The 15,867-nt window shown below is 48.9% G+C and carries 11 protein-coding genes; all 11 read right to left on the reverse strand.

Annotated elements, in window-relative coordinates; translation table 11 throughout:
- Positions 1 to 35: 35 nt before the first annotated feature.
- Entirely contained in the window at positions 36 to 266 is a 231-nt protein-coding gene (locus tag ONB37_06025; GenBank protein ID MDZ7399708.1) for a MoaD/ThiS family protein, read from the reverse strand.
- Between the two features lie 139 nt (positions 267 to 405).
- Complete coding sequence (locus ONB37_06030) at positions 406 to 2,238, reverse strand: aldehyde ferredoxin oxidoreductase family protein (GenBank protein MDZ7399709.1); 1,833 nt, start codon at positions 2,236 to 2,238, stop codon at positions 406 to 408.
- 354 nt (positions 2,239 to 2,592) lie between these two features.
- Entirely contained in the window at positions 2,593 to 3,840 is a 1,248-nt protein-coding gene (locus tag ONB37_06035; GenBank protein MDZ7399710.1) for a 4Fe-4S dicluster domain-containing protein, read from the reverse strand.
- 11 nt (positions 3,841 to 3,851) lie between these two features.
- On the reverse strand, positions 3,852 to 4,622 hold the full coding sequence (locus tag ONB37_06040) for a hypothetical protein (protein MDZ7399711.1): 771 nt from the start codon (positions 4,620 to 4,622) through the stop codon (positions 3,852 to 3,854).
- A gap of 158 nt (positions 4,623 to 4,780) precedes the next feature.
- On the reverse strand, positions 4,781 to 6,634 hold the full coding sequence (locus tag ONB37_06045; GenBank protein ID MDZ7399712.1) for a cohesin domain-containing protein: 1,854 nt from the start codon (positions 6,632 to 6,634) through the stop codon (positions 4,781 to 4,783).
- 1,095 nt (positions 6,635 to 7,729) lie between these two features.
- Positions 7,730 to 8,848, reverse strand: coding sequence for a DegT/DnrJ/EryC1/StrS family aminotransferase (locus ONB37_06050; protein ID MDZ7399713.1), 1,119 nt, complete (start codon positions 8,846 to 8,848; stop codon positions 7,730 to 7,732).
- Positions 8,845 to 9,336, reverse strand: coding sequence for an N-acetyltransferase (locus ONB37_06055; GenBank protein MDZ7399714.1), 492 nt, complete (start codon positions 9,334 to 9,336; stop codon positions 8,845 to 8,847). The genes ONB37_06050 and ONB37_06055 overlap by 4 nt, the downstream gene beginning before the upstream one ends.
- 378 nt (positions 9,337 to 9,714) lie before the next feature.
- Positions 9,715 to 10,950, reverse strand: coding sequence for a 2-hydroxyacyl-CoA dehydratase family protein (locus ONB37_06060; protein MDZ7399715.1), 1,236 nt, complete (start codon positions 10,948 to 10,950; stop codon positions 9,715 to 9,717).
- A gap of 209 nt (positions 10,951 to 11,159) precedes the next feature.
- Positions 11,160 to 12,281: a 2-hydroxyacyl-CoA dehydratase family protein gene (locus ONB37_06065; GenBank protein MDZ7399716.1), complete on the reverse strand. Its 1,122-nt coding sequence runs from the start codon at positions 12,279 to 12,281 to the stop codon at positions 11,160 to 11,162.
- 143 nt (positions 12,282 to 12,424) lie between these two features.
- Positions 12,425 to 14,215 (reverse strand): long-chain fatty acid--CoA ligase, encoded by a 1,791-nt coding sequence (locus ONB37_06070; GenBank protein ID MDZ7399717.1) that lies wholly within the window; start codon positions 14,213 to 14,215, stop codon positions 12,425 to 12,427.
- Positions 14,216 to 14,681: 466 nt separating this feature from the next.
- Complete coding sequence (locus tag ONB37_06075; protein ID MDZ7399718.1) at positions 14,682 to 15,779, reverse strand: DUF2961 domain-containing protein; 1,098 nt, start codon at positions 15,777 to 15,779, stop codon at positions 14,682 to 14,684.
- Positions 15,780 to 15,867: the final 88 nt, after the last annotated feature.

Here is a 15,867-nt window from a genome sequence, read left to right on the forward strand (position 1 = left end):
AAAAGGTTGACACCTTAACTTCCAATTTCCCACAGCTATCCGCCACCGACTGGTTGAAATAGTTTCACCTCATCCCCATCTGCAAGCGGCTGAGAGAAGGGCGCGCGGGAGCCGTTCACGGCCACAAAAGCGACTTGATCCATTGGGACCTTCAGCCGTCTCATGAGGTCGCCAACCGTGCTGCCCTCTGGCACCACTATCATCGCCTCTGGGAGATCGTTATTATATTTTTTCAATCCAGCGTGGAATATCAGTTTTGCCTTCATCAATTCAAATTCTCAAATGCTAACAACAAAAGGATTCCTGCATGCGCAGGAATGACAATAATTCCTGCATGCGCAGGAATGACATTCCTCTTACTCCTTACTGACCAATGACCACTGATTACTGATTACTGACCACTGATCACTGATTACTACCCCCTGCTCCCTGACAAATCTCACTCAACCCCAATTCCTTGATCCGCTCCGGGGTTGGCACGCCATTTTCATCCCATCCCATTAACTGGTAGTATTCGGAACGCATGGCGTCTAATTCCACCACATGGCCTTTGGCCGGTCCTGAGGGCAGCGGCTCGTTCAAGCAGCGGCTCGGCAGGGTATCGTCCTTTTTCGTAAAGCCCTCTCGGACATTGAACAGCCGCGCCAGCGTGGTGGCGCGCTCGCCGACCTTTTCCAGCTCGCGGGGGTTACGATAGCCGAACCCGGTGCAGGCAGTAACCATCTGCCAGACCTCTTTCAGAGTGAAGCCAAATTTGGTAAAATAGCAGAGGATGGCGGAATCGATCACAGCGATGTCCAACTGGTTCATTTTGAACAGGGCGGCTTTTCCGGCGATGGTCAACGGATCGGCGCCGCCCATTAGTTCGCTCAATGGCGAACCGTGCAAATGGCAGGCGCCGCGCTCAGAAATGGCGTAGCTCAATCCCACGCCCTTGGCGCCCCGCGGCAGGTAGCCTGGCATCTCTAATCCCTTGACGTGCATGGCGAACGCCTCACTGCCGGGGAAATTTCTGCTGAACTCGCGAACGCCGCGCTGCAATTTCTGGCCGATGCCCTCCCCAGTGCAGATTTTTTTGGTCAATGCCACCAGCGCCTCGCCGCTGCCAAAGTTAGCCTCAATGCCATCCAGATCGGATGCGCCCACCATGCCGCGTTGATACAGCTCCATCACAAAGCTGATGATCACCCCGGTGCTGATGGTATCGATGCCGTAATCATCACACAGGTAATTGACTTCGATGATGGCCTCGCGATCCGCCACGCCGCAATTGCTACCCACGGCGAAGATGGTCTCGTACTCTGGGCCATCGATGCGGAAGCCATATTTTTTGTGCTGGGCGATCTTGGTGCAGCCGATGCCGCAGCCGAAACAGGCAGCCGATTCATTCCAATATTCCTGGCTCCAGGTCTCGCCCCAAAGTTCTTTATGCCCCTCAAATTGACCGCTTTGAAAATTCCGCGTGGGCAGCCCTCCGGCTGCATTGATTAGTTCCACGATGTTGGCGGTGCCGTGATCGCGCATCCGTTTGATCTGGGAGCTCATGCGCAACATGCGATTGGCGACCCAGACCATCTCCTGGAACAGAGCTGGATCATGCACAGCCACAGAGCCGGTTCCGCGGACCGCTACGCCTTTCAAATTTTTCGATCCCATGACCGCACCAGCGCCGCCTCTTCCAGCAGTTCGCAGATCGCAGAAAATGCCGGCAATGGGCGCCAGACGTTCTCCAGCCGGTCCAATCACCGCGGTTTTGAAATCCGTGCCGTATTTTGCCCTGAGCTTATCAGTGGCAGCCATGGTCCCCAGGCCCCAGATGCCATCTGCATCTTCCAGCCGCACTTGATCGTTGTCGATAACCAGAACTTTGGGCCGATCAGCCTTGCCGGTCATAATGATGGCATCGTATCCCGCCCATTTCATGGTCTGGCCGAAGAACCCTCCTGCATAGGAATCGAGGATCGTGCCAGTCGCTGGGCTTTTGGTGAACACGCCTAATCTTCCAGCGGTTGGTGCGGTTGTTCCTGTCAGAGGGCCAACAGCAAATATTAATGGCACCTCTGGAGCCAAGGCATTGATGTGCGGAGCAACTTCATTGTACAGCATCAAACTGGCAAGACCCTTTCCGCCCAGAACCAACGGCATAATTTTTTCATCCAATTTCTCTGTCTGAAATTTTCCAGTTGTCAGATCCACTCTCAGAATTTTATTCATATACCCGCGTTCGAGAAGGGACATTTTGATTCTCCTTGGGTCGTCATAGGTTTTACAAAGAATGAGAGAACTGTGGATTATCGGAGTAATGAAATCTATTATTTGATATTCGGTTTCATGGTCAGAATGTACAAAATGGTCCTCCCTATCTCCCTCTGCCGGCTTTTTCAGCAATGACTTTCTCCCTTGCAGGCGCTCATAGTCAAATTCTTAATGCAAAGCGGCTGTTCGTTCGAAAGATTGGGGGGGAATTCGTTTGATAGCGAAATAGCCATAACCGCTCGAATTCAAAGCCTATCTGAAAAGTGAAAAAGCTGACCGATCGCTTATCTGCTAAAATCGACCAATTCGTTGAAAAAGGATTCTTCCATTTTGGCCCTATTTTATAACAATCGCATCGTACTTGCACCAGCGGGCGCATTGTGGATTACCACCGCACAGATCACAGATGACAGGATAATTTTCCTCGTCGAACCAGATGACTTCTGAAGGGCAGGCCTCGGCGCAGGCGCCACAATGAGTGCATAATTGCTTGTTCAACTGGATGATCCCGCGATCGGTGAGCGATAGCGCGCCTGGTTCACATGCCCGAATACAGGCTTCGCACAACGTGCAAATATGAACTTTGTTCAATGGCGGCATCTGCTCAACCGGTTTGGACTCGATCCAGAGTCGCGCTCGTGCAGTGCCAAAGATCTGATGATGCCATTGGGTGCAGACTGTCTCACAGATCAGGCAGCCGACACAATTTTGAGAGACCGCACGCAATCTGATCTTCTTGTCGCGCTGCGGCTCGAAGATCTCGTCGATGGTTTTGAAACCATGCACCAGCGCGACCAGATCCTCGACCATTTTTTTGGGGTCCTTAGCTTTGGTCACGTTACGACCAAATACCGTACCGCTGGCCCCAGCGCGCAATGCCTCGTCCACCAGCTCCAGCGCATCGCGAGGCACATCAGATTTGGCGCCGCCCAAAACCAGCACCGGCACCTTCGCTTGATCGACCAATTGTTTGAAGGTCATCACATCCCCGGTATACGGAATTTTCAGCGCATCTGCGCCGATCTCGACCGCAATCCGGGCCGAGGCGATTAAAATCTCGGCGATGTTAACGCCAGTCACCATGCCGCCAACGGCCATGGGTTCGATGATTAACGGGAGGCCGACTTTGCGGCATTCCTGGGCAAAGATCGCCGCCTGCTCGATATTGATCGCTTCAAATTCATCACTATAGCCGATGAAATAGTAGATGGTGATGGCCGACGCGCCCATTTGCAGTGCATCTTTGGCGCGAGAGGTGGCCATCTTCCGAAATTTGATGACCGGCAGGACATTGCTCACATTGGCCCCGCCCAATCGGGGCAGATTCATCCAATCAGCACGAATCAGGATGGCGGGTTTGTCCTTGCCTTGAAACAAATAACCCAGACGCAGCGCAGTGCCGAACGACATCAGCACGCCATCGGCACCGCCTGCCACAACTTGCTCTAAGATTCTTTTTAACTGAATCACATTTTCAGTGGGATCGGACATCCAGCCGTGGTCCGCAGCTACGCACACGGCTTTGCCATCTTTGGGATTAAACAGTCGATTCAATCGCGCAGTTTTGCCAGGGCTTGAATACATGCGTTGTTTCCTTATTTTGGAAGAACTGATTCCATCGTTTTGAGCGATGGAATCAGCCCTTTTGGATCTTCCAATATTTTCTCGTTAAATAAAATGCCTTTTACTCCCAATTCAAAGATTGCCATCGCTTCGTCCTGTTTCAACAGTCGCTCGGATCGTATAATGACTGGAACGGTGGCCCAATTTGCAATCAGCTTCAACGTTTCTTGAGCGCCGTCAGGAATGATCAGCGCATCGGCGCCAGCCTCCATCATGAACGAGACCCCGAGTTTGATGACGTCTTCGAAATTGAACGTGCTCACCCCAGAGCCAATGGGACGGATATCGACAAAGACTGGCAGCGAGAGCTCATAGGCGTCGCGGAGCAATCGGGAGATGGAGCGGATGTTCTCGGCTTCGAATTCATCGCCAAAGCCCATCAACAGCGTTGCTACTGCGGCTGATCCTCCCAGAATCATCACATCTTCTGCCGAAGAAATTTCCACGCGTTGCACCTGTTGCACTGGCAGGCAGAAATCCTGATCCCGATAGGCATTGGTCCAATCGACCCGAATCAAAGGTGCCGCTCGATTTTTGCCAGCTACTTCCAAAGCCAGATGCTCCATCTGTCCAGGATTGAGGATGATCCCATCGAAGATTCTGACACTGGTTTGCAGGACGCTTTTGAGGTCCTCTAATTGGGGCGTGGCGCCAAGGCAAGAAGCAATTGTCGTGTCCAGCAAGAATGATTTTGAGTCAAGAATGTCGTTGATGCGAATGGATTTCCCGATGTTGGTCTGCATATTCTTTCCTGATTTTTGTGCATAAACAAACCAGGTCTCTCAGAGCGACCTGGTTAATGAGCGGTCCTTTCCTGAAGTAGGTTTCGAAAGGAAATTCAATTTATTCTCGAATGACTGATAGGTCAAGCGCTATAAAAATGTAGCGATGGTCGACAAATTTATTTAACGATCAAAAGCTTTTTCGCAGCGACGAAGTCGTTCGCTCGCAACTCATAGAAATACAGCCCAGCAGCAAGTCGATCAGATTGAAAGTTAATGTAATGGTGTCCAGCATCCAATCGTTCGGTCGCGATCAGTCCCACTTGTTTGCCGAGCAGATCGTAAAGCGTCAATTTGATCTGGGCTGGTTCGGGCAAATCGAATGGAATTGACGTTGATGAATTGAACGGATTCGGATAATTTTGCCCTAATGAATATCGTTTCGGCGGCGCAATCAAAATCTGAATCGGAGCTGTGCGCACAAAATGACCATCATAATCGATCTGCTTGAGTTGATACTGATGAATTCCCACGACTATTGCTGGGTCCCGAAATTCGTAGTGATGGGGCATGGCAGTGGAGCCATGACCGGGCACAAACCCGATCACCCTCCACGGCGAACCATCGACCGAGCGTTCGATCTCAAAGCCATAATTATTGGATTCCGTAGCCGTAGACCAGATGAGCAAAACTGCGTTGCCAACCTGTTCCGCTTTGAATCCGATGAGCTCGACTGGGATGACATAGTTTACAGTGAACACGCCGTTGAATGCCGTAACAGAGGGAGAGCCTTCATTGAACACCATCTCTGAAAAAGCGAGTGGCGTTTGCATGGCTGGTCGGCCAACCACTTGGAAGACGAATTCCACTAATACGCCCTGTCCCATGGCATATGAGGCGCTAAACGCCCCGAACCTCAACAAGCCGGGACTGGGTACATTGGCGGAACAGAACCAGCCGTCCAGCAAGGTATTGGTCACCGAGTAGCTTTTATATGCGATGACCTGCGGGTCAAACGTCAAGGCGATAGAAACAGCGCTGACCGCATCCTGCTGGGAGAGCGGGGATACGAAAATTGGAACGGTCACCGTATTGGCAGAATCGGCCGAGATATCTGGGATGGAGACCAACGCTTGTGCCGCACTTCCGCCAGCGATGCTCACCTTTCCATCGTGAGTGGCGATCCGCATTGTGTCGTTATAACAGGCGATGTTCTGAAAATGGACTGGAGTGGCCATGCCGGGATTGCCCTTCAGCTCGCAGCGGATGCGGCACAACACCCCTGAGTCCGGGAAAGAAGTGCTCCCTTTGAGCACAAATGCTAAGTTCCCTGGCAATTGCATTTCGATTCGAACCTGCCAATTCTGCGCCAATGTCTTGTTGGTCGTCACTTCGAGTGCCTGCATCACATATTTATTGTAGCTGATCCCGATCCTCAGAGAGTCGATATGAAATTTACTAAGATCCGATACGCGAATCGGAAGTTCGATGAGACTGCCGCTGTCGCCCGAAGTATCGGGTATAGAGAACCTGGCATTTGGCGAAGGTTCTGCTTCCAATGTCGTAAACTTGCTCGAAGAAACAACGGCGGAAATCTGTCCGTCATTCACGCTCACCATTTTAAACTTGATGCTCGTGGTGTCGTTCTTTGCTCCAATCACATCGAAAAAAATGTAGGTCAAAATTCCGTGACCTGAGAGCGGTGTCGCTCCAACCATGACCAGAGTAAGTTGTCCAGTGCTATCCGAAGTGGTGGGATTGCCCCAGGCCTGAGAGATCGTCCCTTTTGAATTAGCGCCAAGAGCGTCTAAAACATTCGGATCGAAGACTAATTTGAGGCTCAAAGAAACGATGCCGAGCCCAGAGACATCGCTCACCCAGATGGGAAGCTTCACCAACGATCGTGATGGGGCTGCTGTATCTGGGACACTCAAAGTTATTGTTTGTGGCAGCACTGGCGTGGCAAACAAAACCATCAATATGGCGGCCATTTGCCGACAGCCTGCAAACCAATTCGCCTTTTCCTGTCTCATCGCTCTCCCTCCCTTATAAAGTTTTCAGGGCCGTTCGAAATAGAAAAAGGCGTCGTCACGAAATGCTGCCCATTCATCGAACTGTTCGCGCCAAATGAAACTGATCATTGCATTTTCAGGCCATCGAGGCGATCGAATTACTATTGCTCCCAGCGCATTGCTTAAGCCTCGAAGCAAATATCTTAATGAGCACAGATCGATTTCTGAGAAACGCGAGAACTTGAACAGGATCCTATTTAGCGCTTAATAAAAGATGCCCTGGGTGAAGGCTAAGCTCCAAAGGCAGGTTGATCGAAACGACAAATTTCTCTATTTCGCGCTTCCCTGTTTATTGAAGATAACGGGTTATTCACAACATCGACTTCCTTCCTCCAAAAACTGGTTCACCTTCTGCTTCCAATGTTCATCAATCTCAACCATTAACCGGCAACTGGCGCGGCGTGTCAGGTTTAGAAGCTCACATAGCTTTGCTCTTATTTCCGAATCATGTGGATCGATGCCATGCGAAATCAAAATTTGCTCCAATTCCCGGTTGAAATCCGTCTCCCAAAGAATCTGCTGCATTGTTATCCTGTCTGTTTTAGAATTCTGCAAAATTCAAGAAATTTCCATGCCCATTTCATGTCTGAGAAGGCGGGCATCTCCTTACGAATTGATTGGTTCTATTAGCAGAGTCCTGCATGCTCAGAGATGACAGCCTTTGTTCGATTTCTGTTCATTTTGCAGAAATTGGCCATTTGTCATTGAAAAGAAGTCCGATAGAATCATGATGAAGCTACTTTTAAATTAGAAAATATTTTTAAAAAAGCAAGCTAAAAATTGGCCGAGTGGAAAATAAGCAGGGATGTACCCTAACATGAGAAGGTCGCGGAGGAATTGGTCGGTGAACAAAATGCAAGTCAAAAATTAGCAATTGCGCTGCCAGGCAAGGGGGATAGATAAACCAGACAGCGCATGTGAATGGGAGTATGAGATTTCATTTTTTTCATTCGAGCCAGCTTCTCTGGTCGAATTATTTTACAAATAGCTAGCTCGAACCGACCGAAAGATTGGAGTCTAACTCAGAGCAGATTGAAATCATCGACTCGAATTGTGTCATCCATTCGTCCTTTGCTCCATGAACTGCCGAATTTGCTGAACTGTGTATTCGATCTGGGCATCGGTCAGTTCTGGATACATTGGCAATGAAAGGAATTCCCGAGCGCATCGTTCCGCCACTGGATAACTGCCGGGTCTGAGTCCGAGAGAATCATAGGCCTGTTGCAGGTGGACCGGCACTGGGTAGTGGATACCAGTCTGCACATCCTTTTCAGCCAAAAATTTAATTAGCTCGTCGCGATGTGACACGCGAATGGCATAGACATGATAGATATGCCGAGCATAATCGGCTTCCACTGGAGGAATCACACCTGGAATCTCAGCCAAAAGCTGGCGGTAGAGCTGAGCGTGCTGTCGCCGTGCATTGTTCCACGCATTGAGATATTTTAATTTCACCTCCAGAATCGCGCCTTGGAATCCCTCCATGCGGGCGTTCCAACCGATCATTTGGTGATAATACTTTTTGGATTGGCCATGGTCGCGTAGCATCCGGATTTTTTCGGCCAATTTGGCGTTATTGGTCACCACGGCTCCAGCTTCGCCGTAAGCGCCGAGGTTTTTTCCGGGATAAAAGCTGAAACAGCCGGCATCGCCGATGGCACCGACGCGCTGGCCTTTATACTCAGCGCCATGGGCTTGGCAAGCGTCTTCGATCACCCAGAGACCATGGCGTCTGGCGATTGTCAGAATCGGATCCAGATCGGCACTTTGGCCGAACAAATGCACTGGTATAATCGCCCGGGTCCGTTCCGTAATCGCTGCTTCCAATAGCTCTGCATTCAAGTTATAGGTCTGTTCATCAATGTCAACAAACACTGGCTTGGCGCCGCAATAGCTGATCGCCTCGGCAGTAGCGATAAATGTGGATGGAACCGTGATGACTTCATCTCCAGGTCCAACTCCCAGCCCAAGTAAAGCCAACCACAGCGCGGATGTACCACTATTCACGCCGATTGCAAAATCTGCTTTACAATAATCGGCAAATTTTGCCTCGAACTGCGCCACATATTTGCCACCAGCAAACGCCGTGTCATTCAATACGCTCTGGAGCGCAAGATGAATCTCTTCTCTGATCGACATGTATTGTGCTTTGAGATCAAGGAAAGGTACTTTCATTGGGTTGGTTCCTCCACAATGGTTCGAATGACTCTTGCAGGATTGCCTGCCACAATGGTATTAGGTGGGACATCCTTTGTGACCACGCTGCCCGCCCCGATCATGGCGTTCTCCCCTACGGTGATCCCAGCTAAAAGCGTCGTGCTGGATCCGACCGATGCGCCCTTTTTAATCGTGGTCGGAATACAAACCCAATCCTTCTCAGTCTGCATACTCCCGTCCCGATTGGTCGCCCTCGGGTAAAGGTCGTTGATGAACGTTACATTGTGGCCTATAAAAACATTGTCCTCAATGGTCACACCTTCACAAATAAACGTATGGCTGGAAATTTTGCAATTCTTACCGATCTTGACGCCCTTTTGAATTTCTACGAACGCACCGATCTTGGTATTGTCGCCAATTTCGCAGCCATACAAATTGGTAAAATCAAAAATCCGAACGTTGGTTCCCAGCTTCACATCTGGTGCGATATTCTGAAATTTCACCATCAACTCCTCCTCTATCCCAGTTCACAAGTTGCAACCGAAGCCATTTGATCACACTGTCTTCATTCATGGATCGACGTCAGCGCAATTATATATGCGCCGATAGCGAATCCCAACTTCGGTTATGTGGATTAAATTATCTCGCATGCAAAAATTGGATTTGAAAAAGGTTATTCCTCCCCGCGCGGGGATGACATCTTCATCTGCTCTCAACATTTAAAATTGATGGCCGATGAGGCGCAGCGACTTGAATTGAAAATGCCAGTAGCTAACGACCCTGATTTTTTGTCTATATAATACTGGATAAGCAGGGATATTGCGGAACACGGATCGCTGGTTTGCTGCCGATAGGCTGCCAAGTAGGCTATAATCCAATATCAGCTATTCAAAAATCTCCATAAAGGCATCGATTCGGGTTTCGATTTGACTCTCGCTAAAATTCCGTTCATCCGCCATATCTGCTTCAATGATGAGTACAGGCAAGTTCAATCGCTGGGTGATCATATTTTGGAGGTCATATTGTCCGAAGGAGTAAGGTTTGCAGCTTCGATTGGAGTGCATTACGACTCCATCGACATGGTATTTCTGAGCTAAAGCGGCAATCTTTTGGAACATTTGATCGATGGAAACATTAAGGTGAATGCTAGAATAGGCCACGGCCATGGAATCCAGCAGATGATTTTCATCAATGAGATGAACCACGCCGCTCCAGGCCGAGGTATAGGTGTCAGCCACTAAACAGGCATTATGCTGGGAAAATTTATCTGATAACCAACGCGTCCGATACCAGATGGGGATATTGTCCCATAGCAGCCGTACCTTCTCATTAGGGACCGCGCTGATGTTTTGCTCGATCCGTTGCCTCATCTCGTCGAGGAGTTGAGAATAATAGTCGATAACGACTTTGGTGCCCCTGAGGGTGACGATGAGGGCGAGATGAAAGAAGGCATCAAATGCGCTCATAGGCGCTGGTTGGTGGGCGCAACAATCCAGAACCTGCTGCCAAAGCCGTTGCGCCTGGATGGATCGCAATCCCACTTCCTGGAACTTGGCCTCGTTGAATTTCTTGCGACATACCCGTTCCAAGAATTCGATATATTCTTGCATTTGTCGCTGGACATATCGTTTTGCTGCTGGCGACATCTCTGCATGATTGAATGGCGTATCAAAAATGAAAAGCGGCACTTGGTAAAAGCGCGCTTGAATTTCATACCACTTGATCACAGTGCCGCAAATATTGTTGCAGCAAACCAGAAAGTCTGGTCGCGGCAGACCACCAATCGGTCCACCTTTTACAATTGAGCAAGCGATGTCTGCGCGCGCATACGAACATAGATCGCGCGAATACCCCATGGCTTCGGATGTTTCGCACAGGGCTCCTCCCATCTTCGTGGCACCGATCATTGCGCCATGATTCTCAGGGTATATTGGAATTACATTCATCGCGAGCAACGGCTCCACCGGTCCCCCGCTAGTGATCCATGCGACCTTCTTTCTTAGCCAGTGCGCCATCTTGGCTTGGAAATAATAGCGCTTCATGATCTTTTTCATCAAACCAGTGGATTTGATCTTGAGCCGCTCCTGTGCTGCATGGTCTTCTGCTCTCTGATTTGCCATATATCATCCCATTTGGTTGAAGATTTCAATAATAATCGCTGCTGCTACGCCAATCGGCGTTGCCCTGAACTGTTGAGTTTATCGCGCCTATGAATCCACGAATCCTATGCTGTTTTAGAAATTATGTCATGGTGCGTTTTCATTTATGACCATGATGGGCTTATTCTGAGAAAGCCTAATTCTGCAGAAGTTTACTAAAATCTCTCGAATCACAACATCTCGACGAATGCCTCTATCCTGGTCTGTAGCTGCCCAATCGCAAGCTGCGGGTCTTCGATCTCAAGGCGCAAACTGGGTATACCAACCTGGTCCAAATGATCCTTCAGAAACGGATAATCGAACGCGTGAGGATCACAGAATTTAAGCATAACAAATATCGCCCCGTGGATATTTTTTTCTCTGGCAATCCTCGCCAGATATTCCCCCCGAAAATTGGGGTCGCGATATTTGGCGGGACAAATGACCCGTTCGAAATATCGTTTAGCGATCGCCTCAATAGGATCGGCATTCTCATCGATCAGGCCTTGAAAATATCGGCTGCCAACGCAAAGATCATCCCAAACGACGGCAGCTCCAGCTTGCTCCACAGCTCCATAAAGATTCGGTTGATCGCAAACACCTCCAACCAGTATCAGCCTTTTAAAATTTTGAGCACATTTCATCGAGGCTTCGCGCTTTAAATGATCCATAACGTCCATAATCCGCTGATAGAATTCCTCTCGATCCATGCGCATTGCAGCCCGCATGATTAGGTCCATCTCCTTGCCACTGATCGCCCCTGGATGCTGGCTTCTCACGTGATACAGTTCTTGCAGGCCTTGGCGAATCAAATTATAAAGATGGATACTCTCGCTAAGCTGTTCATCGGTGATTTTGAGGCGGAATGCCGCTTCCAGATCTTTCTTAAACTGATAACAGACATCGACCAGGTAGCGAAACGCGCTCTCGGAATTCAACTTCGACGGCAGGACGACATCGAAATGCAGCGCCAATCCCGAATTGAGCCGCCAAATATCAGATAGCCGCTGCATGGTATCGCAGGTGTGGGAAAATACGGTTCCATCAAGAAAATCCAATCCTCTGGATAGAACTTGTTCCAGTGCCATGCGAGCCAATGAACAACAATAGGCTTGCAAGTGGGCGTCAGCGCGAATGGTAGAATCAGCATGACCGAAAATTCGGAAAGGCAATGCGCCTGAAGCGTGAATGATCTCTTCTGGAGTATAGGAGCACAGATATCCGATGATTTTTCGGTGGGTTTGAGTTTTCAGTAGCCAACAATATTCGGAAGGTCTATCGATCACCTGCTCAAAAATTTGGAGTTGCTTCATCCAATTTTCCTTCTGGAATAAAAAGCTTCCTGGGGGGCTGCCCCAGGAAGCCTGAAACTGATGATTGTTCTGTGGATCTTCGCTCAAAAGCTAAAATACCTGAGCTAAATTTGTCTTTATTCCCGCGAAGATCGTCAGCAGGACTAATCCTGATACATTTTATCGATGATATCCGCGTATTTCTGAGCCACGACCTTGCGCTTGATCTTCAATGTCGGTGTCAATTCATCATCGGCGATGGTGAACTCTTTCGGCATAAGGGTGAACTTCTTGATCTGTTCGAACCGCGCCAGGTCTTTAGTGAGATTTTGAACATCCGCCTCAACCAGAGCATAAATTTTGGGATGCTTGACCAAGTCTTCGATGTCCGAATAGCTGATCCCATTGACCTCGGCGTACTTTTTGATCGCCTCGAATTTGGGAACAATAAGCGCCGTGAGGTAATTGCGTCGGTCTCCCACTACCATCACTTGTTCGATATAAGGGCTGGTGACCAATAGATTTTCGATCGTGGCAGGGGTAATATTCTTGCCGCCCGAGGTCACGATGATGTTCTTCTTGCGGTCGGTGATGTAAAGGAAGCCGTCTTCATCCAATAGGCCGATATCGCCGGTGTGGAGCCAGCCATCGGGATCGATGGTTTCGGCCGTGGCCTCGGGATTTTTATAATAGCCTTTCATGACATGGGGACCACGGGTAAGCACCTCACCATCCTCGGCGATCTTGACTTCGACTCCAGGGATTGCAGGACCCACGGAGCCAAATTTAAAATTGTCCTCACGGTTGACCGCAATGACTGGTGAGGTTTCTGTTAGACCATAGCCTTCCAAGATCAGAATGCCAGCTTTATAAAAGAATTCTGCAATCTCTTTTGGAAGCGGGGCTCCTCCGGAAACGAAGAAACGCAGCCTCCCTCCTACTCGCTCCTTCAATTTGCTGAAAACCAGCTTATTGGCCAGATTATGTTTGAATTGGAGCAAGCCAGATACTTTGCCTTTGGCTTTGGCCTCGACAAACTTTTCACCTGTTTTGATCGCCCACCAAAAGATCTTCTTTTTGAGTGGTGAGCCGGCTTCGGCATTTTCAATTACGCGGGCATAAATCTTCTCGAACAACCTCGGCACGCTGGTCATCAGGGTCGGCTTGACCTCCATCAGATTTTGCGCGACGGTATCGACACTCTCGGCATAAGCGATTGTAGCGCCAGCGCCGATCGCTGTAAAATGGCCCGCCATTCGTTCGAAGGAGTGACATAGCGGCAAGAACGACAGGAAAGTATCGGTCTCATCCGCCTTAATGACTTCGAGAGCGGCTTTCACATTAGAAAGCAAATTATTGTGGCTCAACATCACACCCTTAGGCGCCCCGGTTGTTCCTGATGTATAAATAATGCCACAAAGATCATCTGGGGTAATTTTTTTGATCGCTGCTTCATAGTAGCCAGGTTGCTTTGCCTCAAACTCCTTTCCCAGTTGATAAAGTTGCTGAAACGGGATCATCATTTCATGCTGAGCGCTATTTTGGTCCATGTAAATGATCTTTTGCAGCGCTGGCAAATTGTGAACTATGGTGAGGACTTTTTGCTGCAGCTCTGCCGTGGATACTATGATCATTCTTGAACCAGAATCCTTGAGGATATATTCCACCTGTTGCGGTGTAATGGTAGGATAGATGGGGACATTGGTTGCGCCCAGGGATAAGATGCCAAAATCAGCGATTGCCCATTCGGGACGGTTTTCAGACATGACGGCGATCCGATCCCCTGCCGTTACCCCAAGAGAAGCTAATCCCAATGCAAAATTTTTTACGCGCTCCCCGAGTTCCTGGTAGGAAAAGCCCTCATATTTTCCTGCCACTTTATACATCAACGAAGTTTTTGCCCCGTGTTTCGCCACCACCTCCCATAACATCTCAACCAAATTTTTTGCTTCCATTGCTCCTCCCAAAATAAGATGAATAACGAACAATTGTTTTGAATGTAAGAAATTGCCACGTTCGATCGCTTCTAACTTTGTTAGATCGGATGAAATGCTCGCATGAAATTCGGGCGAAACCGCATAAGCCCAATTGCATGAGATGAAACGGATCAAGGCCTTTTTTGCGACGCACAGATCCTTTAGACCATCGATCCACTTCTGAAAGCCGCTTGATAAGATTTAAGGACATCGACATGATAAAACAATTGTAGGCAACCGCAAAGATGAAAAATTAAATTACTTTTCAATATAAAAATCACATTGAAAAAATCAAGCAAAATTTCTGAATGGTGATTCAGTGATCAACGAGATATTATGCTCATCACTGAATCACCGATTACTGATTACTGATTACTGATCACTGATGACTGATTACTGCCCACTGATCACTGCCCACCCAATACAGGCGTGAGACCCTTGAGCTTTAGATGACTTCCAAATAATCCCGATCTGGAAGCTTGGGAAATGGAGCATGAGGTTCAGCTTGATACCAGAAGGCGACAGAGGAGATATCATCTTGCAGCGGGAGATACCGCGCGGGTTGTTTACCCATCTGAGTCCGCCAACCCAAAGCTTGGATTGTTACGCGAAGGTCTTGTTCAAAGCGGATGGGATCCATGATATGCCAGCGATAAAGACCGAAACGGGTATTGGCACGGGTAAAGCCATCAGGACGAATCACCTGGGGCATGCCAGAATATGCAGCAGAAAACTCACAGTATTGTCCCTCAGGGAAGACAAATCCCCAGGCCCCGCCAAAATAGTCTTCTGTGCCAGTGCCGCAGATCGTCGGGAAATCTTTATCCCCATCGAGATAGAATTTGATCTCTCCTTCGCCCCACCAGCCATTATTATTAACGCCCCAGGCCATATAGGTGCCAACATAATGACCCTGACCATTCACGCCGTCCAGCAATGTATGCACTTGCTTATAAGGCAGTGGATTGTTTCTCCGCCATTGGGCGTGAAAATAGCCGACATCTTCAGGGACATCGGTCAATGTATATGTAATTTGGTAGAAGAAACCTTCAATTTTTTCTTCGCTGAGGCTTTCAACTGTGATTTTGGCAGATTTTCGGAACGGCATTTCCCAATAGCAATTAAATCCCCCCACAGGATTCGCAGCGACAGCCAACGAATTGACCAAACAGGGCAAGCACCAACCGTTGCAGAAGAAATCCCCAATCGGGACCTCGATGGAAGGAGTTGGCTCGTCATCCCAGTAAAATCGAAGCACGATTCGCCGCCATTCTTTTGGGCTTACCGTCATCCAAATATGTTGGATTGCACCGGGACCTTTGATGTCCGCCAGCGTAACCGTGCTATTGGGCTCCAGATTAATACAAGGCGAAACTTTCCAGCCCTGTCCCAGATCGCGAGCCGCATGAGCTAGGGCACCAACGGTCGCCATCCCGCCTTTTCCCTTCGCACCAGTAAAATTTTCTGCACTGATAGACCGCGTCTGCGCGTGCGAGAGTCGTGATAAATTACCCAGATGCAAATTTAATCCATTGAATTGCATTATATCTCCTCCGAATTATTTATCCTATATCTTGAATCAAAAACAGATTGTTCTGGCCTTTCTTTATTCCAATAATCCACAATTCCGC

Source organism: candidate division KSB1 bacterium, from assembly GCA_034506395.1.
In the GTDB taxonomy this organism is placed as follows: Bacteria; Zhuqueibacterota; Zhuqueibacteria; order Thermofontimicrobiales; family Thermofontimicrobiaceae; genus Thermofontimicrobium.